Source organism: Streptomyces radicis (assembly GCF_003626575.1).
Taxonomy (GTDB): Bacteria; Actinomycetota; Actinomycetes; order Streptomycetales; family Streptomycetaceae; genus Streptomyces; species Streptomyces radicis.
Genome location: NZ_RBDY01000006.1, coordinates 133,222 through 158,830 on the forward strand (window position 1 = coordinate 133,222; position 25,609 = coordinate 158,830).

The following is a 25,609-nucleotide window of genomic DNA, read 5'->3' on the forward strand; positions in this document are numbered from 1 at the left end:
GCGCCAGTACACCCCCGGCGCTAGGCTCGATGATCCCTTCACCACACCCGAAACAGCCCAGGCACGCCACGACATACAGCATCCCAGGAAGAGCGGTACCCCTCTGATGAGCGCAGGTGGCGCGGCACAGACACCGGACACCAGACTCGCCGAGCTCGCCCGGACGTCACGCAACTTCGGTTTCCTGTACGACCATCTGCCCCTGCTCGTCGCTTACGGCTCGGGCGCCGAGGCCAACGTCTTCACCGACCCGAACACCTCGCTCATCAAGTCCCGGCAGTTCGGTGAGGCCCTCGCTTCCGATCTGGTGCGCCGGGGGCGTCTCCAGTTCACCGGGAGCAAGCAGGTCGAGCGCCTGGCAGCCCTCGACAAGGAAGGTTATCTGCACGGCAACGTGGGGCCCGCCTTCCACGAGGTCCGCGTCCTCGGCAACAAGGCCAACCACGACGACCACGACGACGTGGACGACGCCTTCCGGGCCCTGCGGGCCTGTCACCGGCTCGGTGTCTGGTACCACCGCCTGATCACCGGCTCGCGCGAACAGCACACGTTCGTGCCACCGGACCCGGCACGCACGCCGGCCGCTCAGAACACGGCCCTGCGCGCACAGGTGGAGGAGACCCGGCGGGCGCTGGAGGAGGCCCGTCTCACCTACGAGGGCCAGGCCTCCCAGGCGCAGGCCGAGCAGGCCGCCCGCCTCGCGGCGGAGAAGGAACTCGCCGACGCTGCGGCGGGGCGCGAGGAGTTGGCCCGTCAAGTGGCCGCCATGCACGATCAGCTCGCGGCGCTCCAGCAGGCCCAGTACGCGGCCGACGCCAGGCTGCTGCGCGAGCAGGTCACGAGCCCCGCCGCCGCGTCCGAGGCGGTGGCCGAGCGTGCCCGTCTCCTGGAGAACGCCGAGCAGGCGGCCCGCGAGCCCCTCACCGAGGCGCAAGTGCGCACCCATCTCGACGAGATGCTCACCGAGGCGGGCTGGAGCGTTCAGGACGCGGACGGCAGCCTCAACCTGTACGTGCAGGGCGACCGCCGTGGCAGCGGTGTCGCCGTCCGCGAGACAACCACCGCCACGGGCCGCGCCGACTACGCCCTGTACGTGGAGCGCAAGCTCGTCGGCGTGATCGAGGCCAAACGGGAGGGCGCCGATCTGACGGCCGCCGAGGCCCAGGCCGACCGGTACGCCGATCACCCCACCGAGGCACAGCAGCGCCTGATCGCCTGGCGCACCCCACTGCCATTCCGCTATGTGTCGGACGGCGGCGAGACCCGCTTCCGCAACACCCTCGACCCCGACTCACGCAGCAGGCGGATCTTCTCCTTCCACCAACCCCGCACCCTGTCCCGCTGGATCCGTCAGGCGGAGCAGGACCCCCAGGCGCCCTCCTACCGCGCCAGGCTGCGCCTGCGCATGCCCGACCTGGACGAGCGCCCCCTGCGCCCCGCCCAGATCAAGGCCGTGCGCGGCGTGGAGGAGTCCGTGGCCCTGGGCAAGGGCCAGCAGGGCACGGGCCAGTCCCGCTCCCTCGTCCAGATGGCGACCGGCGCCGGCAAGACCTACACGGCGGTCACGTTCGCGTACCGAATGCTCAAGTACGCGCAGGCCGAGCGCGTCTTGTTCCTGGTGGACCGGAACAACCTGGGCGCCCAGGCGCAGAACGAGTTCGAGAACTTCACGACACCCGACACCAACCGCACCTTCGCCGACCTCTTCAACGTGCAGCGCCTGGGCGCCGAGGGCATGAACCCGTCCGCGAAGGTCGTCGTCTCCACAGTGCAGCGCCTGTACATGGAGCTGACGGGCGCGACCGTACCCGCCACGCGGGGTGAGGACGGCGAGGAGGAGTACGCGTACGACGTGGCGGGTGACATCCGCGTCGGCTACAACCCCGGCATCCCGCCCGAGTCCTTCGACCTGATCGTCGTCGACGAGTGCCACCGCTCCATCTACGGCAAGTGGCGTTCCGTACTGGAATACTTCGACGCGCCCGTCGTCGGCCTCACCGCGACACCCGTCGCCCAGACGTTCGGCTACTTCAACGGCAACCTGGTCAGCGAGTACACCTACCCGGAGGCGGTCGCCGACGGCGTCAACGTCGACTTCCAGGTGTACGAGATCCTGACGCGCATAACGGGCCAGGGCGGCGTCATCGCGCAGGGCACGATCCCCGTCCGTGACCGCCGCACCCGCCGCCAGCGCTACGAGGACTTCGACGAGGACGTCTCCTACGGCGCGACGGAAGTCGGCGTCGGCGTCATCAGCAAGGACCAGCTGCGCACGGTCATCCGCACCTTCCGCGAGCGCCTGTTCACCGAGATCTTCCCTGAGCGCGCCAAGCGCGACAAGGAGACCGGTGAGCTGCTGTGGGACGAGATGTACATCCCCAAGACCCTCATCTTCGCCAAGAACGACAACCACGCCGAGGAGATCGTCGAGGTCGTCCGTGACGTCTTCGGCAAGGGCAACGACTTCTGCGCGAAGATCACACACGCGGCGAAGAAACCGGCAGAGCGGCTCTCCGACTTCCGCAACCTTCCACAGCTGCGCATCGCCGTCACCGTGGACATGATCGCCACCGGCACCGACGTCAAGCCCCTCGAGTGCCTGCTCTTCCTGCGGGACGTCAAGAGCTGGGCCTACTTCGAGCAGATGAAGGGCCGCGGCGCCCGTACCCTCTCGCTGACCGAGTTCGAGCGCGTCACCCCGGGTGTCGGCCCCAAGACGCACTTCGTGATCGTCGACGCGGTGGGCGTGACCCGGAAGCCGAAGGTGGACGCCGGTCCGCTGGAGCAGCACACGGAGAAGGACCTCAGCCTGGAGAAACTCCTCCGCCTCACCGCCCGGGGCGTCGCGGAGGACACCCACATCTCGACTCTGGCCTCGCGTCTGGCCAAGCTCGACCTCCAGATGACCGACGAGGAGCGCGCCGAGATCGAGGGCCTCACCGGCGGCGTACCGCTGAAGCACATCGTGCACAGGATGGTCGACGCCGTCTCGATCGACGAGCAGGCCAAGTCCCGCGAAGCCGCCGAACGCCTCGGCCTCGACCCCGACCGGGCCGTTAGGGACGCGACGGAACGAGCGCTGCGCCCGCTCGCCTCCAACCCCGAACTGCGCACCCGACTGCTCGAGATGCGCCGTGCGAAGGACATCCTCTACGACGAGACGAGCCGCGACGCCCTCGTGTCGGCGGGCGCCGTCCCGGAGGATGAGTCGACGGCACGGGAGACCGTCCGCGACTGGCGGGCATACGTGAAGGAGCACCGCGACGAGATCGCGGCGCTCACCGTCGCCTTCTCGCCCGAGTCGCCGGTACCGCCCCGAGAGGCCCTGCGACGCCTGAAGGACCTGGCGCGGGCCGTGGCGCGCCCGCCGCGCGCCTGGACAGCAGAGAGGCTGTGGCGCTGCTACGAGCAGGTGGGCGAGGCCGTGGCCTCGAAACGGTCGGCGGCCCGTACGGCGGCCGACCTGCTGGCCCTGATGCGCTACGAGCTGGCGGGCGGCGCGGACGAGGGCGCCACCCCGCCGCGCCCACACGAGGAGGCGGTGCGTGAGCGGTACGCGAACTGGCTGGCCCGGCAGGGGCAGGCGGGCGTGACCTTCACCGACACGGAACGCTGGTGGCTCGACCACATCGCCGGTGCGACAGTCGAGCGTGTACGCTTCGACCCCGCCGACCTCGACTACGCTCCGTTCACGAAGATGAACGGTACGGACGGATTCCTCGCCGAATTCGGTGAGACGCGGGCGGAAGAGATCCTCGACGAACTGGACAGGGAGCTGGGCGCGTGACGCTGAGGCTGAGTGCGGATTCCGGTGACGGCCGGGAGGATCTTCCGGGCGGTGGCGCCGGGGAGCTGCCTCCGGGGTGGGCTCGGGCGACGCTCGGCGAACTCGGCGAATGGTATGGCGGTGGCACCCCGTCGAAGAAGAGGCCCGAGTTCTGGACCGACGGCACCATTCCGTGGTTGTCCCCGAAGGATATGGGGCCGGACGTTCTCGTGGCAACGCAGGACCTCATCCACGAGTCCGCCCTCGACGACTCACCTGTGAAACTGGTGCCCGCCGGATCCGTGGCCGTCGTCGTCCGCTCCGGAATCCTGGAGCGGAAAGTTCCTGTCACGTACGTGCCCTTTGAGGTAACGCTGAATCAGGACATGAAGGCAGTCGCGCCCTACGAGGGAATCGACGGCCGTTGGCTGGCTTGGGCGATTCGCGCACAGGAACGGTACATCCTGGCAAACTGCCGTAAGCAGGGCACGACAGTGGCTTCGCTTGAGGTACCTTGGCTAATGGATACCGAGGTTCTGGTCCCACCGCTCGCGGAGCAGCACCGCATCGTCGCCGAGATCGAGCAACAGATCAGCCACATTGGAACTGGTGAAGCAGCAGCGCATGCCGCGTTGTCAAGCGCCGCAAGCCTCGCAGAGCAGATCACCACTCGCGGCGCACGCGGCTGCTTGGAGGATGTCGACCTTTCCCCAGCACCTCTGGAAAAAGCCGACATCGATGATGGCATAATCCCCGATCTTCCCGCAGGGTGGAATTGGGCCCGCCTCGGCGAGATCGCCGTGGTGGTCGGCGGCGTAACCAAGGACAGCAAGCGCCAGAGCGACCCGGACTACGTCGAGGTTCCTTACCTGCGTGTCGCCAACGTCCAGCGTGGGAAACTCATTCTGGGCAAAGTGACGACCATTCGCGTTCCTCCCGAAAAAGCAGAGTCCCTTCGACTGGAACCCGGCGACATACTCCTCAACGAAGGCGGCGACAGAGACAAGCTCGGGCGCGGTTGGGTATGGGAAGGGCAAATCGAAAACTGCATCCACCAAAACCACGTTTTCCGCGCACGAGTAATCGAGCGGAAGATCCACCCCAAACTTCTCGCCTGGCACGCAAACGGTTTCGGCAAAGCATGGTGTGACCGTAATGGGACCCAATCCGTCAACCTGGCGTCGATCAGCCTTCGTAAGATCAAGCTCCTTCCTGTACCGATTCCCCCGCCGGAAATTCAGGAACAGCTCGTGAAGATAATCGAGCTGCATCTGGAGAGCGTGGCAACCGCACGCTCCACCGCCGAAGGCGCGTTGGCTCATGCCCAAGAACTCCGCGCCGCCCTTCTCCAGGCCGCCTTTACCGGCACCCTCGTCCCCCAGGACCCCGCCGACGAGCCCGCGTCGGTCCTGCTCGACCGGATCCGCGCCACACGCGCGACCGCGAAGAAGGCACCCCGCAAGCGCGCCCCGCGCAAGCCACGCTCGGCCCCGCCCGGCCAGGAAGAACTGCCTCAGTGAGCATCGCCCCCGCCCTCATGAACAGCGCCACCACCCCAGGCCCACGCCGCCCCGCCGGGGAGACGACCTCGACGCTCGTCAACCGGCTCTGGTCGTACTGCGAGTTGCTCCGCCACTCCGGCGTCTCCACCCTCGACTACGTCGAGCAGCTGACGTACCTCCTCTTCCTGAAGATGGCGGACGAGCGCGCCAACCGACCGGCCAAGTTCCGCCGGAATCTTCCGGAAGAGCCGCTCGTCCCGCCGGGCCTGGACTGGCCGAGTCTCACCAGCCGGTCGGCCGAGGACCTGGTGGACCACTACGAGCACGTCCTGCGGCAGTTGGGCCGCCGCGGCGGCACGATGCTCGGTGAGGTGTTCACCAAGGCACAGAACAAGGTCCACGAACCCGCCGTCCTGGAACGCCTGATCAAGGACCTGATCGACCCCTACACCTGGACCCGCGAGAACCTGGACCTCAAGGGCGACGCCTACGAGGGTCTGCTCCAGCGTGGTGCCGAGGACCGCAAGACGGGCGCCGGCCAGTACTTCACACCGCGCCCGCTCATCGACGCCATGGTCGACTGCGTGCAGCCGCGCCCCGGCGAGTCGATCACCGACCCCGCCTGCGGCACCGGCGGCTTCCTCATCGCCGCGCACGCCCACATCGTCGAGCGCTACGAGGAGCAGCTGTACGGCGACGAGGCGCGCAAGCTCCAGACGGGCGCCATCACCGGCTACGAACTGGTCCGGGAGACGGCCCGGCTGGCCCTGATGAACATGCTGCTGCACGGCATCGGCACATCCGAGGCCCGCCCGCTGATCACCATCCAGGACTCCCTGGCGAAGTCGCCGCACAAGTTCTACGACATCGTGCTCGCCAACCCGCCCTTCGGCGTGGGCTCGGTCACCGGCGAGGCATACACCTCCCGCAAGGACTTCTGGACGCAGACCACGAACAAGCAGCTCAACTTCGTCCAGCACATCTACACCCTGCTGAAGACGAACGGCCGGGCAGCCCTGGTCCTGCCCGACAACGTGCTGTTCGAGGGCGGCGCGGGCGCCGAGATCCGCCGCCGCCTCCTGGACCTCACCGACGTCCACACCCTGCTGCGCCTGCCCACCGGCATCTTCTACGCCAACGGCGTCAAGGCGAACGTCCTGTTCTTCGACAAGCGTCCGCCCCGCCCCGGCGGCAAGCCCGCGACCAAACGGCTCTGGGTCTACGACTTCCGTACCGACCAGCGCTTCACGCTCAAGCAGCGCGCCCTGCGCCGCGAGCACCTCGACGAGTTCGTCGCCGCCTTCCACTCCGGAGGCACGGACCACTCGGCCCGAAAGCCAAGTGAGCGCTTCCGATCGTACGAGTACGATGAACTGATCGCCCGTGACAAGGTCAATCTCGACCTGACGGTGCTTCAGTCCGCCTCCGCCTCCTCTGCCACGCTCGCGCCACCGGATGTGATCGCGCAGGAGATCGTGGAGGACCTGGAGACGGCCCTGGCCGAGTTCACCGCCGTGGCACAGGCGTTGAAGAAGGCCGCGAGCACCAGGGCAATCGATGGCGCCGCTGGCACCACCAGCGCTTCACAAGACAACAACACATCCCAGGAGCGGTAGCCCAGGCCCTCCGTCCCCCGTGGGCGAGGGTCCGCCGGGGCCGCTCCGGGAACGGCAGGCGCGGTCCCGTGTCCGTCCAGGCAGTACGGACACGGGCGGCCCGCCGGGGACTGACCAAGGACTGGGTGACACATGGCCAGCGGGCTCGGCCGAGGCAACGGCGCGGCGGCGGCAAGCGTACAACTAGGGCTCTGGACCGGCGACGCGATAGCGGACCGCTTCTGGAAGTTCTACGGCGAGGAGACGAGCACCCGAGCCATCACCCGCCTCCAGTTCCTGGAGCACGTCGGCTATCTGCTGTTCCTCAAGCTGGACCACGAGCGCGCCCAGCGAGCGGGCCGCTTCGCACAGCAGCCCGTCGCGCCCGTCGACGCCTGGCCGAACTTGGCCCTGCTCAGCGGTGACGCCCTGCACACCGGCCTCACCACACTCTTCGACGAACTCGGTGACCAGCAGCTCTCCGACCGCCCCGACCGCCAGACCGCGAGCGTCGTCTTCCGCGACGCCCAGCCCTGGGACCTCGACCGCATGGCCGAGCTCAACAAGCTGATCGTCGAGCAGATCGACCCCTACCGATGGCTGGCGGTCCCCCAGGCCGAGTTGGGCCGTGCCTTCTCACGGATGCTGCGCGACTGTCGCAAGGAGATCGACAGCAAGATCGAGACCGGCCAGACCCTCACGCCTCTCCCCGTCCTGAACGCCATCACCAAGGTACTCGGCGTGGGCCCCGAGGACATCGTGATCGATCCGGCGTGCGGCACGGGCACGACGCTCATCGCCGCCTACCACGCCATGCTCGCCGCGAACCGTCAGTTGCCACCGGCCGCCCTCGCGGGCGCCGACCTCGACGCGCAGATGTGCCGACTCGCCATGCTGAACATTCTCCTGCACACCGGCCGTCCGTTCGCCGACCCCGCTCCTGTCCGGCTCGCTGACACACTCAAGCGCAAGACTCCGGTGGTCCGCTCCGGGTCCGGTGCCGTGCCCACCGTGGCCATCTGCAACCCGCCGTTCAAGAGCAACGGCGTACAGCCCGACGCCACCATGCGCGACGACTTCTGGGCATACGGGGACTTCCCCACCAACTTCCTCCAGCACCTGGCGATCACCCTGCCGCAGGGCGCGCGGGCGGCCGTGTTCGTCCCGGACGGGGTCCTCTCCGGCGGCGGCGCGGCGGCCACCGTACGTCAGAACCTGCTGAGGAACTGCGATGTGCACACCCTTCTGCGGCTCCCGACCGGGCTGTTCCACCGCAAGGGCGTGAAGTCGAACGTCCTCTTCTTCACAAAGTCCACGCCCAAGCCGAGCGGCGAGCCCGCCACCCGGCACCTGTGGGTGTACGACGCCCGCACGGGCAACCACCACACGGACACCGGCAACCCGGTCACCGAGGCCGACTTCGACGACTTCGTCGCCTCCTGCCTCCCGGAGGAGGGCTTCGCCGCACGGACCGAGTCGAAACGTTTCCGCCGCTACTCGGTGGCTGAGATCCTCGCCAGCCCGAAGACGAGCCTCCTCCTCAAGGCCCATCTCACCAAGGAACTGGGCGACTTCGGCTCCCCCAAGGAGATCGCCTTCGAGGTGGCGGACCGACTCGACGAGGCAGCCGCCCACTTCCGCCAGGTCGCGGAGGCGCTGCCGGGGCAGTGAACGTAACGACCGGGCGCCTCCGGGGCAAGCCCAACCGGCGGTGCCCGGTCGTTGCCACCCCTTGCATACCGGGTCGGCTCCGTTTCCCCCTGAGCGTCCGGGTGCCGGGGGCCACTGCCGACCTAGAGCAGTCGGGTCTCTCGGCACTCGGAGCGGTGGCCCCGCGTTACGCCGAGTATTCTTCCCCCGACTGCCCCTCTTCCGCGATCCGCTGCCAGAGCCGCTCGGCGATCTCCACCAGCGTTCCCTCGCCCGGCACTCTCCACTGCTTGGGGCCCTGGACCGCGCTCCACTGCTCCTTCCAGTCGGCCGCGTTCCACATCTGGGAGACGAGTCCGGTCGGGGAGTACCGCTTGCCGTCGGCCTCCCAGAGAATGGGGTTCTTTCGGTCGTTCACCCAGCTCGCCCGGCGACGGCGGGGGTCCTCGTCGAGCCATGCGCCGATGGCCAGTTCCTCCACGGTGCTGGGGGCGTAGACGAGGGGCGTGCCATCCTTGATGGCGTCGTGGTCGACGAGCAGCCGGACCGTGTGGGGCCGCCGCTGCCGCTTCGGCCCCGCGTCCTCCATGAGGGCTTTCAGATTCATGGGGGAGTCCGGGCCGGTGCCGCGTTCGAGAACTCCAAGGACCGCGGCGACCAGTCGCGCGCAGCGCTCCTCGTTGGCGAAGGTGCTCGTGACGTAACTCTTGTGCGTGAAGAGGGTGTCGACCATGGTGATGAGGCAGAGAAGTACGGCGCTGACCTGACCGGGCACGTCGGCGAGCACTGCGCCCCACTCGTCGTCCGGCTCATCGAACCGTTCCCTGCCGATCCGCTGGAAAACAAGATGGGCCACCAGCAGTCCCCCACTGTCCACGACGGCGGCCGGACGTCCGGTGAACTTTGCCCTCAGCTCCGTCAGTTGGTCTCGCACCAACCTGAAGACCTGCACCGCGCGCCAGATCTGCTGGGCGGTCGGCTGCTGGCCGAAGAGCCTGGTGTAGGCGCCTCCCGGGCCTTCCTCCCAGAGCGCGTTCGTGGAGCCCTTGACCCGCACGGCGAGCGATGAGTCCCGGTGCATGCAGGCCAGGGCCGTGGCCGCTTCTGTCACCGAGCAGCCCGACTCGGGGGCCGGGTCCAGTTCACCCCGCCGGAAGACGTACTCCTTGTCGAGCGACAGACGGAAGTCCTTCTGGATCTCGCTCTGGACGGCGTCGATGGCGATGAAGTCCCGACGCTCCATGTGATTCTGCGTGTTGGTGGCCTTGGTGATGGAACGTCCGAAGCCCTCCGCTGCTCCCTCCAGGGAGATGATCCGTACCAGGACATACGCCTCCGCGACGGCCTCCGGATCCCTCTCATACGCCCGGAAGGCCGAGGACACCGTCTGAGCACCGTTGACCACGCTGGCGTTGTGCAGGGTGAGGGTGGTGGGCTGGCCGACCGCTCTCTTGGCGTGGTACTCCTGCTCGACCCTGTCGCACTGCACCGTGATGCCGTTGTGACGGTAGAGGAATCCTTCCGGGTCCTCCAGCATCGACTCCACCATGGTCTGGTTGACTCCGGTAAGCCCCAGCGACTTTCGGACGTTGCGGTCGTAGAGGCGTTCGCCGTGCCCCTTGTCGCGATCCTGGTCATCGCCCTTGCCGCCGTACCAGCGCGCGAGCTGATCGGCGCTGATCTCACCGATCACCGCCTTGTACGGGGTCTCGCGGCTGTACCACTCACGGTCCATGGTCGCCTTGAGAGTGATGGGCTGCGGCTCCAGGTCCTCCCGGATCGCCCGGTGGAAGTCCCCCTGGTCCAGTACCCGGTACTCCACGGTCCGTCCGCGTCCGCCGAACTCGTTGGCCGCCTCTTCCAGGATGTTGCGGGTCTCCGGGGAGAGACGGCCGTCTCCCATGAGGGCGACGACCAGATTCACCTTGCACGTGGGCAACCTGAGGACGCCGTGCACACGATCCGCCAGCAGCTGCAACCGCTCGTTGAAGTGGTCAAGATCACGGTTGTCGAGCTTCTTCAGCCCGTGGACCAGCTTGAGTGCCGCCTCCGTGTCGAATCCGGCCGTCCCCCTGTCCTTCCACTTGGCCTGGATCAGCCAGAGTTCGGACCCCGAGGGGGAGAACGCGACGCAGTCGATACCGAAGTCGTCCCGGCCGTCGATCACCCACGCCGCCGCTTCGTCCGAGGTGCAGTCAGCGAGGATACGGGCCGCCTTCGCGGACACGGCCCTCGACAACAAGGCCGTCTCACGCTCCTTGGGGTCCTTCTTCTCGAAGTCGTCCATGGAGATCCGGCCTTCGAACTCGCGCAGCAGCGCCCTCCTGATGTGCTGCACCTCAAGGGGCATCCCCGGTGCGCCCTTACCCATCCATGCTCCCAACGACCGCTCCCGACAGAACTGTTCAGACTATCGAAGCGGAACACAGAGCGTGCCAGCCTCGTGTCAGCATATGCGGCCCATGAAGCTTTCCACATGGTTCTGGTCAGCGGTTGCCTGGACAATGTGCCAGAACACCTCTGTCGGCCAACGTCGTCCCGCCGCCACCAAGAGGCACCCGCAGCCGCATCCCTGGCGATATCCCGACCTCACTCGGCCCGCACTTGGAGGACCTCGCCCGCGCCTGTACCGCCTTGACCTGCCGCACCTGCCCATGGGACACACCGGCTCCACCAAGTGCCCGCCCCGGGCACCCATACCCAGTACGAGGGCGACGTCCTCGCCCTCGCCCCCGGCGAGACCCCCGCAAACCCCACCGCGCCATCACCCTGACCGCCGGAACCACGGACTCAGCGGCTTCTGTGTCGTTGCGCTGGACGACGAGACGACCGCCGCCCTGCCGTCCCCGACCGCCTCGGGCACAACGGGCCTCAGCTTGGCTTGGGGCAGGCTCGGCGGCGTCCTGGGCGACGCACGGGAAGACGCTCCGCGCAGACGAGAGGCAAGATCAACAGCACCTCCGCTCACGCCTCGCTCACGCGCATGGCTTCGCCGCGTCGCACCCGCTAAGCCTGCATGCCACAGATACACAAAACCCCAGGCCAGAGAGATCTGACCTGGGGTTCGCAGAGCCGCCTAAGGGAATCGAACCCTTGACCTACGCATTACGAGTGCGTCGCTCTGGCCGACTGAGCTAAGGCGGCACAATGCGTCTACCAGCAAGAACGCCCCCTGACCAGGGAATACAGCCTCGGGCGCGCCCAGTAGGCAGTCTCGGTTCATCCAGCTCAGTGAGCTTCGGAGAGGTTCATCCAGAGGCGTCCGCTCACGCCACGCTCACGCCAGAAGGGTTTTGACCGGCGGCCTTCTCGCTCGTTTGGCTGTTCACCCGCCAGCCCTGGTCGGGGACTCTCCCTTCGGAGGAGCGAGGGGGAAGGCGCGCTGGCCGCTCAGTCCAGGTGGGGGTAGCTGCCAACGAGGTAGTCGCCGATCTGCTGGCGCATGCTGGGGTGGATGTCGTACTGGTCGAGGTCAGCCGGCTGGACGAAGCGGACGTCGTCAGCCTCGTCGTTGACGGTGGGCTCGCCCCCGACCGGGCGGCCGATGTAGGTGGTCTCATACTGCTGGCGGATCTCGCCGTCCGTGTAAGCAACGATGTGGTGAGGGTTGGTGTAGACGCCCAGGAAGCCGGTGATCTCGGCGACGATGCCGGTCTCCTCCAGGCACTCGCGCACCGCGCACTGTACGGCCGTCTCCCCGATGTCCTGGGCGCCGCCAGGCAGGGCCCACTGGCCCGTGTCGCGTCGACGCTGAAGCAAGATGGCCCCGCCTGCGTCGACGAGAGCAGATTGCTGGCCGGAATGAGCGTGTTCGCCTGTGGTGCATTGGGGTCGTTGTAGTACTCAATCCTGCCCGCGTGCGGTCACCTGTTCTGGCGAGTTGCCATGTTCCAAGTAGGCGACCCGTCCGCTCGCCCGAGCCTCGATGCCAGCGGTGATCCGGCGAGCGAGGCGCGGGATGGTGAGCTCTGGTACCCGTTCTGTGTCGTGGAAGCGGTAGCCCTGAAGCTCTTCCGCCTGGAGCTCGATCCGCTCGCGGTCTCTGGCGCTCAGGACCCCGCCGTCGAAGAGGTAGAGGACCTTGTCGCCCTCTCCCGGGTTCGGTGCCCAGTCCACGACCAGCAGCCGGCCAATGAGGGGCGTGATGCCCAGTTCCTCGTGAACCTCGCGCACGCATGCCTGCAGTGGCGACTCGCCACGCTCGACATACCCGCCGGGGATGTCGAGATAGTCCTTGTACCACGGCTCGACGAGCAGAACCCGGTCGGCGTCGTCAAAGAAGAGCGAGCCCGCCGCCATGCGTGGATGCGCCATCTTGGCTTCATGCTCGTTATCGCTCACACCGTGGACTCTAGCCACTTCAGACGACGCGAAGCCTCCGGGCCAGACCCGCAACAGATTGTGATGGCCGTCCCCGAGTGCCGCGGACCCAACCGATGACCAGCTCGCGGCTCACGTAATGGTGACGGACCTGCTCGGGGGCGTCCCTCTCAGCTTCCAGCAGCTTCGCCAAGGCTTCATCGGTACGGTTCCAGGCGCTCAGTGCGCGAGCGACTTCGATGCTGTGCCGTACGCGACGTTCCACCGGCAGTGCGTGGGTATCGATCCGCAGCCCGAGATCGATAGCGACCTGTATGTCGCCGAGTTCCCCAGCCGTCGCAACACGGTGGATGGCCACGTTGGTCGGTCCAAAGGCGGTCCACATGTGGTTGGCGTCGGCCCCGAGCCGCCGGGCGGCCTCGTCCGCCTCCTGGAGGAAGGTCCGCGTCGTCACCCGGTCCTCCGCTCGTGCCGCGGCCATGGCCCCGGCGAGGAAGAGCATCCCGTACACCGAGAGGTATTGGGCGGAAGCATCGCCCAACTCCTCTTGCATGACGCCCGCCGCATCGTTCACCAGCTGCACCGCTGCCGGAAACCGTCCGGTGGAGAGCAGGCAGTGCGTCACCGAGCGGAAAAGCGAGCCCGTGACCACACTCCGTCCGCTCTGCTGCGCCGCCGCCAGCCCACGGTCGGCCGCGATCCACGCCAGCTCCATCTCTCCGACCTTCCCAAGCACCATGGCCGCGCCCTGGTAGGTCAGAGCGAGCAGGGCGTGAGCCTCCTCCCGCTCGCGCCCTGAATACATGCGGGCCGCAATTGATGCGTCTGCCAACAAAAAGGGAAGACGTCGTGTTGCGAAGCCGTAACGCGATCCTTGGTAGGCATCGAAGACCTCGGCGACATTCGCTCGCAGCTCCGGCAGTGCGGGCGGCTCACCCTCGGGACGAGACCCGAGGAGAGGTGTGAGCTGCCTGTAGTCCATAAGTGCCTCACGCAGCGCCGGAACCGTACGGTGACCGCTGTCGCTCGACCACTCCATGAGGGTCGGCTCGGCGAGCAGGTCACCGAGAGATACGTCGAGGGCGTCGGCCAGCGCCGTGATGACGGAGAGGCGGTCAAGCTCGATCCGGTTGTTCTCCGCCTTGCTCAGCCAGTCCGTGGTGCGTCCGACGAGGCCTGCCAGTACCTCCTGAGACAGCCCGCGTCGACGCCGGTACCAGGCGACGCGCTCGCCGATGGTCAAGTTCTCCGTCATCCCTCGCATGCTCCGAGCATCACCTCATGGTCCGAAAGGACCCCGGAAGGTTTTTCCGGGGTGCCGCAGAGGGTCTTGCCTACCGTCGCATCAGCCCGAGAACGCCGTCCGGGGCGATGCATAGGCCCCACTACCGGGCGGTCCAGGTGGCCCGTTCCTCTCGCACGCGCGGACGGGCCACCACCTACGGCCAACAATCGCTGGAGGTTCCGATAGTGGAGAGAGGCGCGCAGCACCACCAGGTATCCACCGCACCGGGCGCCGACCGATGTCGCGAGGGTACCAATACGGCCGATACCGCACCGGCTCCCGACTGGCTGAGCGCTGGGGCCCTCGTCCTGGATACCCGAACCGGTCGGAGGGGCAAAGTGCAGGACTGGCCTTATCCCGTCTCGGCGGCTCCCACCCACGCGTGGCTCCGCCCTGTCGGTGGCGGCCGGGAGTGGACGCCGCGCATCGATGACCTCCGTCCCATCAACGCCGACGAGCAGCCGTGAAGCGCTCCACCGCCGATAGGGCCCCAGCCCGGCCCCGAACGGACTTCCACCCGCTGCTGCGCGGCGCCGCATCAGCGTGCCGGGGCAGCCGCTCGGCCTACAGCCGCCGACGCCAGACGCTGGGCTACCACCCGAGTCCGCTCTGGCGTCGGCTTCCCGCCCTGCCGAGGTGTGCATCCAGTTGGCCACTGGGAGCTCCCCTGGCACCCGGCAGGGGCGGTCTCATTCGACAGCCCTCTTACGAAGGAGTGAGCGTCACCGTGATTCAGCACCGAGCCTTACAGGGCCTCGGCAGTGCTGTCCCGGTCCGCATCACGGTGGACCGGACCTTACGCGTCAAGGTCATCGACGCGTGCGGCATGACCTGCACGTTCTGCCACAACGAGGGGACACCAGTCAGTGCGGACAACCGCGCGCGGCTGGCCACGGGCGCTCCGACCGGGGCATTCAAGACCGCTGGCCCGTCCGGTCGGGTGTCCATCTACCTCTCCTCGAACGGCGCGCGCTTCATCGCGGCACCCATCAACGCCACGGAGAGCTTCCGCGTCGCCCTCGAACAGCTGCAGGAAGCGATGGGCTTCACAGAGGTGCACCTCACGGGCGGCGAGCCCACCATGCACCCGAAGCTGGCCAGCGTCGTAGCGCTGGCCGGCAACAGCGGCTACCGGGTCAGCGTCACGTCCAACGGGGAGAACGGCGCCCGCATCCTCCCGGGCTGTGTGCAGGCCGGACTCCAGCGCGTCAACTTCTCGATCTTCGGCACCGATCCGGGCGAGCTGGCCGAGGTGCAGAACGAGAAGTTCCGCAGGGGCAAGCTGGCTGCCGCTAAGATCAAGGCGTTGGATGAATCGATCCGTGTGGCGCTGGACTTGGGCCTGAGGACGCGGGCGAACGTCGTGCTTCCCGACCGTTCACACGTCGGGCGCGTTCACCGGCTTCTGGACCGGTACTCGCCGCACCTGTCGGTCCGCGTCCTGTCGTCGCTGGCAGACGGCGAGGAGTCGCTTGACGCCATCGACACCGTGCTGACGGAACTCGAGGCGGAGCCTTACGAGGTGCACCTCATCGCTGGCACCTCGGGCTTTCGCGTCTCCTACCGGCTGCCGAACGGGCGCGCGCTCTTGGTCAAGCACATCCGCCCACTTCGACTGCCCGAGACCTGCACCGGGTGCCGATTCAACAACGACACCGACTGTCAGGAGGGGTACTACGGGGTGCGTCTCTACCGCGACCCCGCAGGAACCTTCTACGTCGGCGTCTGCATTCAGCGCATGGACCTGTGTCTGCCTGTGGAGGAATTCGTCCGCAGCGGACTGTGCGACGAGATCAAGAAACTGCGGGACCGGGAATTCTACGACCTGCACGAGTAACACCGTTCCTACCGAGGAAAAGTGATGGCGGAACACGAGTACGAAGCCAAGTTCCTTGCGATCGACGTGGAGATGCTGCGGGGCAAGATCCGCAACGCTGGCGCGAAACAGGTCTTCCCCAAGTCCATGTTCACTCGCCTGATCTTCGAGAACGACGCCGTTCAGGGCGAACAGTGGCTGCGTCTGAGGGATGAGGGCGGCAAGACCACACTCACCCTGAAGCAGGTCAGCGACGCCACCCACATCGGCGGGACCACAGAGATCGAAATCGAGGTCAGCGACCTGGAGAAGACAGCCGAACTCCTGAAGGCGGTCGGCCTCCGGCAGGTGCGCTACCAGCAGAACTACCGAGAGGAATGGCAAATCGGCGGCATCACTTACGACTTCGACACCTGGCCCGACCTGCCTACGTTCCTGGAAGTCGAAGGGCCGTCCGAAGAAGCTGTCCGAGCGGCCGTCGCGAACCTCGGCCTGGACTACACCGAAGCGCGATTCGGCAGCATCGATCTGATCTACAAGAGCGAGGCGAACCGCGACATCCTCGCCGAGCCAACGCTGCTCTTCTCGGAGCAGTGAGACTGTCTCGGAGCTAGTGAGAACGCTGCCCGCAGTCCATCTGCGGGCAGCGTCCGCTTAGCCGAGATTCACCGGGTGGCGGCTGGCCCAGTGTCTGGACATGAAAGTGGAGATGCTCTGACCTGGGAGAATAGGAGTTCTCAAGGATTGACCCGACCAGTTCGGAGGTGCATCTCCGGGATGTTCCATGCCGCCGCGTGCGGTGTCCGCAGTGTTTGATGACGTGAACCTGGTCGTGCATGCCGGTCTGGTTCCGGTGATGCGTCTGGCTGAGCGGGGGCGGTTGTCGGAGTTGGTCCGCTGGACAATACGCATCGGCGGGGCAGACAACAGCGGTGGGGGCGAACCCGGCGGCGAAGGTGACGTCGCTACTCGCGGCGTGTCATTGAGACGGAGCTGGGAGTGCAGCGGTCAGGGCCTCTTTCGCGCTGAGTGGCTTGTCGTCCACGCTTGGTGCCGGTGACGAAATCGAAGGGGGATGAAGCTGATGGCGCGGCGGCATGGATGGCGACGCAGGCGGAACCGGCGGTTAACAATCGTCGGCATCGCACTGCTGACGACAGTGGTGATCTTTTGGTCACAGGGAGGGCCATGAGTTCCTGAAAGGTGGGAACGACCACTGAGCCCTTTCCAACCCGCTGATGCTCACGGGCGGTTGACGTGTGCCGTCCCGGTGGCGGCGCGTAGCGAAGCTCCTGGTAGAGGAGCTCACGACCAAGATCACTCGCTCGACCAGGAGCTTCGTCGTGCTTGTCTACCCGGCTGCGATCGACCTGTCCAGTTCGCACCTGCGCTACCTCGCCGCACGCCGCAGGGCGATTGGCTCGCGCTGGCGGCGGCTTTCGCCTGGCAGACAGGTGCTGCTGGTCCTGGCCCACCTGAGGTGCGGCCACACCTACGCGCAGCTCGCTGTCGGTTTCGGCGTCGGGATCGCCACGGTCTACCGGTACGTGACCGAAGCCGTCGCTGACCTCGCAGCTCTCGCCCCCAGTCTGGCCACTGCCACACGCGCGGCGGCCACCGACGCCTTCGTGATCCTTGACGGCACCCTGCTGCCGATCGACCGGATTACCGCCGACCGTCCCTACTACTCCGGGAAACACCGGAAGCACGGGATGAACGTGCAGGTCATCGCTGACCCTTTCGGACGACTGCTGTGGGCCTCGGCCGCACTTCCCGGAGCGGTCCACGACATCCGCGCGGCCTGCACCCACGGCATCATCGACGCCCTGGCCGATGCCCGCATCTCCTGCTGGGCCGACAAGGGTTACCAAGGCGCCGGCGGCACGATACGGGTGCCCTACCGCGGACGCTGGGAGAAACTCTCCGCAGGCCAGCAGGCCGTCAACCGCTCTCACGCCCAGATCCGCGCCCTCGGCGAACAGGCCATGGCCACCCTCAAGACCCGGCGGCTTCTGCGCAAACTCCGCTGCAGCACGACCCGCATTACCGACCTGGTCAAGGCCATCGTCACCCTCCACCTGGCCAGCTCAGAGTGAAGTTGGAAAAAGCTCACTCTCTCTCCCCTGTAAAACGGCCAACGAGTCCTACAAAGTTAAACAACGCGTCAGCACGAGGCACTCCCGGTCAACGCCATGGTGCGCCCCGGCTGGCGACGACACTCACAGCCCATCAACCCCCCCACCAAATCTCCCCCATCCACAGGCGCCGACCGAGTTCATCGAGCTCTGCACGGCATGCCACGTACTCGGGCAAGGCCCGGCGTAGCAACCGCCAGAAGTCCCCGCGGTGTCCAGGAATCCGCACGTGGGCGAGCTCGTGGGCGATGACGTAGTCGACTAGGCGCATCGGCAGCTGGAAGAGCGGCCACCCCAGGCACATCAGGCCCACCCCGCGATCCCCTGTTCCAGGCTCATACGTTCCCCAACGCCCGCCCAGGTCACGCACCTCCAGCGCGGGCTCGGCAGCCGACATCCGTGCCGCCCAGGGTTGAAGCCGCCCAACCGACCACGCGTACCCCACCCTGCTGTACCAGTCGACCAACGCCTCGCGCCCCCGCGCCGGATCGGCCGCCGCCCTCCGGCTCATGACCAGCCGACCGGCGACCAGCCGAACCCGGCCTGCCGACGGGACGTCGTCCGCGACGGTGAGCCGGTAGGTACGCCCGAGGTAGCGGAAGACTTCCCCCTCCACCAGCCGCTTGGCCGGATTCACCGGCCGCGTCCGCTCCCGTATCGCGCGCTTGGTCACCAGCCAGGTCCGGTGTGCGCGGACGAACTCCTCGGCGTCGGGCGCCGGACGGCCATCGGGCACGTGCAACGTTACCGTGGCATCCGGCTCGATGGTCAGCGCGAACCGCCTGCGACGGGCACTGACCCGCACCCGCAGGTCCACCCCGTCGACCGTGAGCCGATCGCCCTCCGCGAGCTCGGGCACCGTCACCACGCCGGCTATTCTCCCCGGGCCCACTGGAGAAACCGCCCTCGGCTACTGTTCGCGAAGCTGGCGAGCGACTGCGCGATGTTGCCCAATTCTGGCCAGCCGGCCGAGTTGGTGGGCACGAGGCCGCCCTTGAGCAGCTCGGCCTGGATGATGCTCGCCACGGCGTTGAGATCCTGGCTCTGGCCCTGGTACGAAGCCTTGCCCATGACCCTCGCCGCCTTCTCGCACACCATCGGGACCAGCAGCGGCAGGTCATCGAGGTCAGCCCGCCACGTCACCTCGGGCGCCTGGTCGAGGAGCTGCCTCAGATAGCGGTACGTCCGCCGCTCCAGCAGGCTGAGCCCCACGAGCTCCGGGTCCTCCTCGTCCTCTTCGTCCTGCCGCAACTGCTCGATCACCGGTCCAAACACCCGCACCTGATCCTCGAAGCGCCCCGGCATCTCCCGCAGTATCTCCGCCAGCCGCTCCGACAGCCGCGCGTAACGCTCCGGGTCCTCCTGCCTGACCCGTTCCTCCAGGTGGAAGCGGATTGCGTGCTCCATCTCGGCGGCAGCCTCGCGTGGCGGCATGGTGCGCACCCGGTCGTCGAAGTCGAGCGACAGGAGCGACACCGGGGCGATGACCTGTTTGATCTCCGGCGCCTCCAGGTGGTCCCGGATCAGTTCCCTGACCTTGCGCCCGTAGCGGCGCAGCGTGAACGCACCGCCCGCTGTGTCCCGCAGCAAGTGCCGGACGCGCTTCTGCAGCAGGCTCCAGCGGCGGGCGTCGGCGATGAAGTCCAGGCCGTGCTCGTGCGGCAGCACCCGCTCCAGCGCGTCGAGGAAGCGCTGCAGCACCTCGTCGAACCCAACCCGCGCTGCCGCATCATCCTCGAAGACCAGCGCGGCGCTCCCCAACCGGGACAGGTCATCCACGTCCGCGTCGGTCACGCCATGCTCCCGCAGGAACGCCCGCACCTGCTCGGCAGCCGGCGCGAGAGCCTCGATCTCGTCCGCCATGCCGCGCATTGTGTCGTCGATATCATCCTGGGCGTAGTCGGCCAACGCGTCCGACAGGTTCTCGAAGACGCCGTAGTAGTCCACGACGTAGCCGACCCCCTTGCCGGGCATGGGCCGGTTCACGCGGGCGACGGCCTGTAGCAGCTCGGCGTCCCGGATCGGCCGGTCAAGGTAGAGGACCTGCTCGCGCGGGGCGTCGAATCCCGTCAGCAGCATGGACATCACAATCACGAAAGCGATGGGGCTGTCGGGATGGACGGGATCGGGCCTGGGCGACTTCCTGCCCTCGTCCGCCCGAGACTCTTCCGCCCCCTCGGGCGACTCGGACCAGGGATGATCGGCCTCGCCGTCCGCACCGTCCGGGTCATCGCCTCCGAAACTGCTGCTCGCCACCCACTCGTGCTCCTCGTCCAGCTGCGGGAACGGCTGGTGAAAGCGCCGGATGTACGCCTCCTGCCGACCGGCGTCCGTCCACGTCAGCAGCGGGGAGCCCTTACCGTCCTTCTGCGTCTGGGAGAAGACCGGCACGAACTCCATGCGGCGCAGCAGCGCCCGGTTCAGGTACGCCTCGTACAGGTAGCGCTGTCGCCGGGGCAGCCGCTCCCGCGGCGTTCCAGCAACTGACTCCGGGTCGAAGTCCGCCAGCTCCGCCAGCAACTGGTCCCGGGCCCGCAGCAGGGCGCGGCGGTAGGCGACGGCGGCCCTGCGGCTGACCGCCGCCACCTGCGCCTTGTAACCACCCGGCAACACGGTCGTCACGAAATGCTCCAGGATGTCCTCGGCCTTGGCGCGGATCATCGGCTCGGACTCGGCGACGTCACGCTCGGTGGGCCAGCGGCGCAGCAGGGCGGCCCGCTCCTCGCGCGTGCGGTCGCGGACCAGGTCCTCGAACCGCCGGTCCAGGCCGTCCTTGTCGAAGACCTTGCCCTCGCCCGTGCGGCCCTCGTACCGGATGCGGACGACGACGCCATCGCGTTCGGCCTCCGCCATCCGGTAGGTGTCGATGAACGCCCCGTCCGGCCCGCCACCGAAGATCCGGCGGGTGTCCTCCTCCTTGCCGGTCATGATGGGCGTGCCGGTGAACCCGATCTTTGCCGCGCTGGGCATGGCCTTGCGCAACGCGGCGTGCAGGACGTTCGTGTGCGAGCGGTGGGCCTCGTCGACGAACACCACGATGTCCGGCGAGGTGTTGCACTCAGGGAACCTCGGCACGGGCGGCTGCTCCTCGGCCTCCGTGGCACCGCGCATCCTCGTCCGCACCGCGTCCCGGTACTCACGCGCCAGGTCCCGGTCGTCCGCCTCGCTCTCCGTCTCCCCGGCGAAGGCGACCCCGCCGCCCGCCCCGTACTTCTGGATCATCCCGAAGACGACCCGCCGTCCACCGTCGCGCAGCAGCGCCTCCATCTGGGCCTGCCGCTTGGCCGTCACCACTTCGGACTCGCTGAGCTTCAGCGTCGCCTCCAGTTGCTTCTGCAACTGGGTGCGGTCGGTGACGATGACCACCATGAACTCACTGAGCTGGTGGTGCAGGTGAATCCGGCGGACGAGGAACGTCATCGTCAGGCTCTTGCCGGAGCCCTGCGTGTGCCAGACGATGCCGCCCCGCTCGTCCTCGGGCACGGCGTCGCCGCGCTGCCTACCGGTGAGGAGGCGGCGCAGCGCCTTCTCCGTGGCCCGGTACTGCTGGTGCCGGGCCACGGCCATGATGGTGCGGGTGCCGCCGGACTCGGTCTCGATGGGTAGCGGGATGACGTAGTGCCGGACGATGGTCAGCAGCGCGGCGGGCCGCAGCACCACCCCAATGAGCTTGTGCCGCTCGTTGAGGCGTGCGACGTGCGGCGGCAGCTCGGAGCGCAGGCCGCGCTCGGTCTCGGGCTCGATGCTGCGCCACGGGTGGTAGTGGTCGGGCGTGGCGGTGATCGTTCCGAGGTACGCCGTCTCGGCGGTCGCGGCGACCAGCAACTGCACGGTCCGGAACAGCTCTGGAGCGCCGGCTGCCTGTGCCGGCTCGCTGGCCTCCTCGTCGCGCAGCGGGTCCCCGGCGTAGTGCCGCAGGTCCACCACCGCGTCGTGGAGTGGATCAGCGAGGTCGGGGCTCTTGCACTCGACGACGACGAGCGGGATGCCGTTGACGAACAGGACGATGTCGAGTATGGACACCTTGCCCGCATGATCCCGGATCCTGAGCTGGTCCACGACGGTGAAGTCGTTGACAGTCGTCGCCTCTTCCTCGTGCCACCTGACGTACTGCACGACGGCGGACGGCCCGCCGTGCCCGGCGGAGGGGTTGGGGAGGATGCAGCCGCTCAGCAGCAGGTCGGTGGCGTCGAAGTTGGCTCGGGCAACGCCCTGCCCAAGGGGGACGTTCGCCAGCTCCGCGATGGCGCGCCGTACGTCGGAGTTGCCCATCCACGGGTTGATGCGGCGGAGGGCGGGGTCCAGCCGGTCGGTGAGCAGAGGTGTCGCGGTGTCGAGCGTGCCGGCAACCTTCCCTGGGACGTGCGTCCACCCCATCGCCACCAACTGTGCGACGATCGGCCGCTCGACCTCGTCCCGCTCGACCTGAAGCACCATGCCCCGCGTCCCCTTCTCGCTCGCGTGTGCGCAGGTGATCTATTCTGCGCCCAGGGCGAGGAGTTAGGCGGCCGACAGACCGTCAGTTGGTCATAGTCGCCGCCAGCGGCGAGACGCTCACCCCGGCTCGCGGCGATCCGGTGCACGTCGCGCAGCGCCGTGACCAGGCAGGTGATCAGGAACCCGAGCTGTTCCGGTTTGACCGTGGGGTCGTCCATCATGTCCACGGCGCGGTCGAGCAACTTGGCCGCCATGTCGAGCTGCGTCCGCTCCGCCTCGTCCGCGAGCGCAAGACGTGTCCCGTGCCGTCCCCTACGAGGAAGCACTGCCTGGCCGTAGGAGTCGCTCCGCGGGAGAAGCCGCAGCGGCCCCCGGTGGTCACTGAGGTTTTCTCAGCGGCGGTCATTTCCATTGTTTGTTGAGGGCGAGGGCGGCTTGTGCGATGTCGCCGACGCGGTTGGGGCTGAGGGTGACGTGCTTCAGCGTGCGCTAGCGTTGCTTGAGCTCGGCGGCTGTGCGTTCGCCCACGGCGCGGACGTGCCGGATCAAGGCGTTGACGCTGCGGGTGTCGGCGCACAGCGCCTGTTCGGACTGGCCTTTCGGGCGGCGGATGGGGATGCGGATGCCGATGCCCGCGCCGATGTAGCCCTTGTCCGCCAGCGTCGGCAGCCCGCTGGCCGCGGCCTGGCACAGCGCGGGAAGTGCATGGATCCGCACGGCCGTGATGTCCGGTGTGGAGCCCGGCTCGGCCTGGGAGACCCACAGCGGGGTGTCGTCCGGGGCGGACAGGAACTGCGCGTTGCCGCCGAACGCCTTGTGCTTCTTGCTGAACCACAGGTCATTGCCGTTGTCCCGGGCGCCTGCTACGCGATCGGAGGCGACCAGGGTGCCGTCCAAAATCACGTGCGTCATCCCCTCCCGCCGGCAGTAATCCAGCACCTCGTGCAGGTTAGGGGCCTGGATGGCCAGAATGTCGATTCCTTCGTGCAGGTAGCGGTAGCCCATGGCCTGGGAGATCCCGGCGTCCCGGGCCAGGCAGTGCACACACCCGGCCTCGCGGAACCAGCGCAGGATCAGCACGGCCTGACGGAAGGGGCCCAGCACTCGCGAGCCTTTCGGTGTGCCGATCCGGCGGCGGTACGCGGCCAGCAGCCGGGACAGGTACTCCACCACATAGCGCGGGACGTCGAGCGTGGCAACATAGGTGACCAACGTGAAGCCTCTGAATCAGCGGACGATCTGGTGAGAGAGAGCCGTCCTATCAGAGGCTTCACGTCTACGCGACAGCAGGGATGCCCTGCCCGATCCATCACGCCAGGTGAAGTTCGCCCCGCGTCGCGTAGATCATTTCGCTGAGAGAATCTCATTGATCACGTTCCTCATCCCTCTGTTTAGCTCCGAAGGTTGGCGCTTCGCGCCGGGCGCACGGATCGCGCTCCCTCACAACCCTCGCTCTGTAGCGAACACCTCACAGCCTGAGACAAATGGACCTAGGCTCGCCAGAGAGTCGCAGGTGACAGGGGTTTCGTCGCAGGGAGAGGCGGACAGTGAGCGACACCTATGGGGAATGGTTGAAGACTCAGCGGGAGGCGGCCGGGCTCACCCCGCAGGAACTCGCCGACCGGGCGATCATAACCCGCTCCCACATCTCCCACATCGAGGCGGGATGACGTACGCCGTCACCGGACGACGCCCGCCGACTGGATGCGGCGCTGGGGACGGGGGACGTGCTGACCAGCTTCCTGCTGAAGCGTGAGGGCGAGGTCGCCGACTACTTCGAGGCGGCCCGCCACCTCGAACCGCAAGCCCCGATGATTCGTGAGTACGCGCTGTCGTACTTCCCCGGCATCCTCCAGACCGAGACCTACATGCGCGCTGTCTACAACTCCGCCTTCCCGCCGAAGACCGAAAATGAGCGAGACAAAGCTCGCCGTCGCACGCCCCGACCGCAGGAAGATCCTCGACGAGCCGGTGACCCCCGTCGTGTGCGCGCTGCTGGAGAACGGCCGGTCCACACCTGCATCACCCGCCTACCGCAATCAGGCAGCCTCGCCCATAAGATCATCGACGAGCCCCACCTTCATTGCACGCAGCTTGTCCAACTCTGCTCGCTCTTTCTGAATTTGCTCATCACACGAATGCAACGCATCGACAATCCGCTGCTGCCCCGCCAGATCGAGCGGCATTTCAATCTCTAGCTCACACAGCCGAGTCGGATTGACGTTCACCTGCTGGACAGCAACGGTTGAAATCGATCGCACCCGCTGACGGATCAGCGGATGCATCAGCCACTCAACAAGGTATTCGGGCATCAAGCGAGTTGGGTCGGGATTCACGCGCACCAGATAGGAAGCAAATGTAGCCCGAGGGATTTCCCCGCGCCACAGACCAGCCTTTCCAACGTGGTCGATGCTGTTTGTTCTATTAAACAGAACATCTCCATGCTTCATCTCAAGTCGATTGGGCACGGGCGTAGAGCAGTACCTCAACTCGTCTAGCAGCGGCCTACCATCGTGGAGATTGTTCATACGTAGGACTGGAATTCCATGGGGATCATTGTCTAGAGCCTCGGAAATCCCGTACTCGACCTGTGGCACCACTTCATTGAGAGCTACCCGCCCCCACCCAGCTGGGAGCTTCCCGCCACCGAGCGAGCCCATGACGGTCAACAAAATACCTTGCCGCAGCTTACGAAGCTTGTCGATCGACGCTTCGATCGAACGCTCCTGCCTAGCGAGGACCCTGATCATCTCGGCCATTTTTCGCTGGTCTTCAAACGGGGGCCGAATAACCCTCCAGCCAAGAATCTCACTAGGAGAAACGCGAGTATGACTTCCGGTCGTTCCAGTCGCAACAGCCACCAGGCGCGAACAGAAGGACCTGCTCATAAAAAGAGCCGCGTAAAATGGGATATGAATCCTCCATCCGAAATCACCCTTCGGGGTAAAAACCATGTATTCGGTAGAGGCAACCTCGCTCCCATCACCCCTTGGCGCTTCTACGGCCTCTACTCGAGGAATCCTAGGGTTGAGTTTAGAAACAAGCACACAAGGCCTGTCGATTACGAATTTGTTGCTCTGAATCTCCACTCCGAGTTGTTCAC

13 protein-coding genes, 1 tRNA gene and 3 pseudogenes are annotated in these 25,609 nt (G+C 66.9%); 8 read left to right on the forward strand and 9 right to left on the reverse strand.

The features are described 5' to 3' along the window. Nucleotides 1–106: 106 nt before the first annotated feature. The 4 genes from D7318_RS11360 to D7318_RS11375 all read left to right on the forward strand — a co-directional run bounded on the left by D7318_RS11360 (nt 107) and on the right by D7318_RS11375 (nt 8,534). Nucleotides 107–3,787 carry a type I restriction endonuclease subunit R gene (locus D7318_RS11360; protein ID WP_230423642.1) on the forward strand — a complete coding sequence of 1,227 codons (3,681 nt, stop codon included), beginning with the start codon at nt 107–109 and terminating at the stop codon, nt 3,785–3,787. Next, nucleotides 3,784–5,286 (forward strand): restriction endonuclease subunit S, encoded by a 1,503-nt coding sequence (locus D7318_RS11365; RefSeq protein WP_120696806.1) that lies wholly within the window; start codon nt 3,784–3,786, stop codon nt 5,284–5,286. Before D7318_RS11360 ends, D7318_RS11365 begins: the two co-directional genes overlap by 4 nt. Beyond that, the gene (locus D7318_RS11370) at nt 5,283–6,884 is read left to right on the forward strand and encodes a class I SAM-dependent DNA methyltransferase (RefSeq protein ID WP_230423644.1); all 1,602 of its coding nucleotides are present in this window, start codon (nt 5,283–5,285) and stop codon (nt 6,882–6,884) included. The genes D7318_RS11365 and D7318_RS11370 overlap by 4 nt, the downstream gene beginning before the upstream one ends. A 132-nt stretch (nt 6,885–7,016) precedes the next feature. Next, complete coding sequence (locus tag D7318_RS11375) at nt 7,017–8,534, forward strand: HsdM family class I SAM-dependent methyltransferase (protein ID WP_120696807.1); 1,518 nt, start codon at nt 7,017–7,019, stop codon at nt 8,532–8,534. A 166-nt stretch (nt 8,535–8,700) separates the two neighbouring features. Here the strand turns inward: D7318_RS11375 and D7318_RS11380 are convergent, their stop codons facing one another. The 5 genes and pseudogenes from D7318_RS11380 to D7318_RS11400 all read right to left on the reverse strand — a co-directional run bounded on the left by D7318_RS11380 (nt 8,701) and on the right by D7318_RS11400 (nt 14,088). Next, a complete protein-coding gene (locus D7318_RS11380; protein WP_120696808.1) occupies nt 8,701–10,884 on the reverse strand; it encodes an AIPR family protein in 2,184 nt (727 codons plus the stop codon). Nucleotides 10,885–11,583: 699 nt separating this feature from the next. Then, nucleotides 11,584–11,657, reverse strand: a tRNA-Thr gene (locus tag D7318_RS11385). 246 nt (nt 11,658–11,903) lie between these two features. Continuing rightward, a pseudogene (locus D7318_RS11390) lies at nt 11,904–12,361 on the reverse strand (NUDIX hydrolase). After that, entirely contained in the window at nt 12,357–12,854 is a 498-nt protein-coding gene (locus D7318_RS11395) for an NUDIX domain-containing protein (protein ID WP_120696927.1), read from the reverse strand. The pseudogene D7318_RS11390 and the gene D7318_RS11395 overlap by 5 nt, the downstream one beginning before the upstream one ends. A gap of 19 nt (nt 12,855–12,873) precedes the next feature. After that, nucleotides 12,874–14,088, reverse strand: a complete 1,215-nt coding sequence (locus D7318_RS11400; RefSeq protein ID WP_120696809.1) for a helix-turn-helix domain-containing protein — start codon at nt 14,086–14,088, stop codon at nt 12,874–12,876. 757 nt (nt 14,089–14,845) lie between these two features. Here D7318_RS11400 and D7318_RS11405 point away from each other — a divergent pair. The 3 genes from D7318_RS11405 (at nt 14,846) to D7318_RS11420 (ending at nt 18,030) form a co-directional block, all read left to right on the forward strand. After that, nucleotides 14,846–15,955 carry a radical SAM protein gene (locus D7318_RS11405; protein WP_120696810.1) on the forward strand — a complete coding sequence of 370 codons (1,110 nt, stop codon included), beginning with the start codon at nt 14,846–14,848 and terminating at the stop codon, nt 15,953–15,955. Nucleotides 15,956–15,979: 24 nt separating this feature from the next. Further along, entirely contained in the window at nt 15,980–16,531 is a 552-nt protein-coding gene (locus D7318_RS11410; RefSeq protein ID WP_120696811.1) for a class IV adenylate cyclase, read from the forward strand. Between the two features lie 746 nt (nt 16,532–17,277). Further along, nucleotides 17,278–18,030 (forward strand): transposase family protein, encoded by a 753-nt coding sequence (locus D7318_RS11420; RefSeq protein ID WP_120696928.1) that lies wholly within the window; start codon nt 17,278–17,280, stop codon nt 18,028–18,030. 133 nt (nt 18,031–18,163) lie between these two features. Here the strand turns inward: D7318_RS11420 and D7318_RS11425 are convergent, their stop codons facing one another. From D7318_RS11425 to D7318_RS11440, 3 genes and pseudogenes are all read right to left on the reverse strand, one after another. Then, complete coding sequence (locus tag D7318_RS11425; RefSeq protein WP_230423645.1) at nt 18,164–18,937, reverse strand: M48 family metallopeptidase; 774 nt, start codon at nt 18,935–18,937, stop codon at nt 18,164–18,166. A 5-nt stretch (nt 18,938–18,942) separates the two neighbouring features. After that, the gene (locus D7318_RS11430; RefSeq protein ID WP_120696814.1) at nt 18,943–22,506 is read right to left on the reverse strand and encodes a type I restriction endonuclease subunit R; all 3,564 of its coding nucleotides are present in this window, start codon (nt 22,504–22,506) and stop codon (nt 18,943–18,945) included. A 402-nt stretch (nt 22,507–22,908) separates the two neighbouring features. Beyond that, nucleotides 22,909–23,718 (reverse strand): annotated as a pseudogene (locus tag D7318_RS11440) (transposase family protein). A gap of 335 nt (nt 23,719–24,053) precedes the next feature. On the opposite strand from D7318_RS11440, the pseudogene D7318_RS11445 reads away from it, so the two are divergent. Continuing rightward, nucleotides 24,054–24,507: pseudogene (locus D7318_RS11445) on the forward strand (Scr1 family TA system antitoxin-like transcriptional regulator); the annotation flags it as partial. 38 nt (nt 24,508–24,545) lie between these two features. Here the strand turns inward: D7318_RS11445 and D7318_RS32780 are convergent. Beyond that, the gene (locus D7318_RS32780) at nt 24,546–25,265 is read right to left on the reverse strand and encodes a restriction endonuclease subunit S (RefSeq protein ID WP_183091370.1); all 720 of its coding nucleotides are present in this window, start codon (nt 25,263–25,265) and stop codon (nt 24,546–24,548) included. Nucleotides 25,266–25,609: the final 344 nt, after the last annotated feature.

Coding starts and splice junctions, on each gene's coding strand:
- D7318_RS11360 (WP_230423642.1), top strand. CDS start 107: ATGAGCGCAGGTGGCGCGGCACAGACACCGGACACCAGACTCGCCGAG.
- D7318_RS11375 (WP_120696807.1), top strand. CDS start 7,017: ATGGCCAGCGGGCTCGGCCGAGGCAACGGCGCGGCGGCGGCAAGCGTA.
- D7318_RS11380 (WP_120696808.1), bottom strand. CDS start 10,884: ATGGGTAAGGGCGCACCGGGGATGCCCCTTGAGGTGCAGCACATCAGG.
- D7318_RS11400 (WP_120696809.1), bottom strand. CDS start 14,088: ATGACGGAGAACTTGACCATCGGCGAGCGCGTCGCCTGGTACCGGCGT.
- D7318_RS11410 (WP_120696811.1), top strand. CDS start 15,980: ATGGCGGAACACGAGTACGAAGCCAAGTTCCTTGCGATCGACGTGGAG.
- D7318_RS11430 (WP_120696814.1), bottom strand. CDS start 22,506: ATGGTGCTTCAGGTCGAGCGGGACGAGGTCGAGCGGCCGATCGTCGCA.
- D7318_RS32780 (WP_183091370.1), bottom strand. CDS start 25,265: ATGGCCGAGATGATCAGGGTCCTCGCTAGGCAGGAGCGTTCGATCGAA.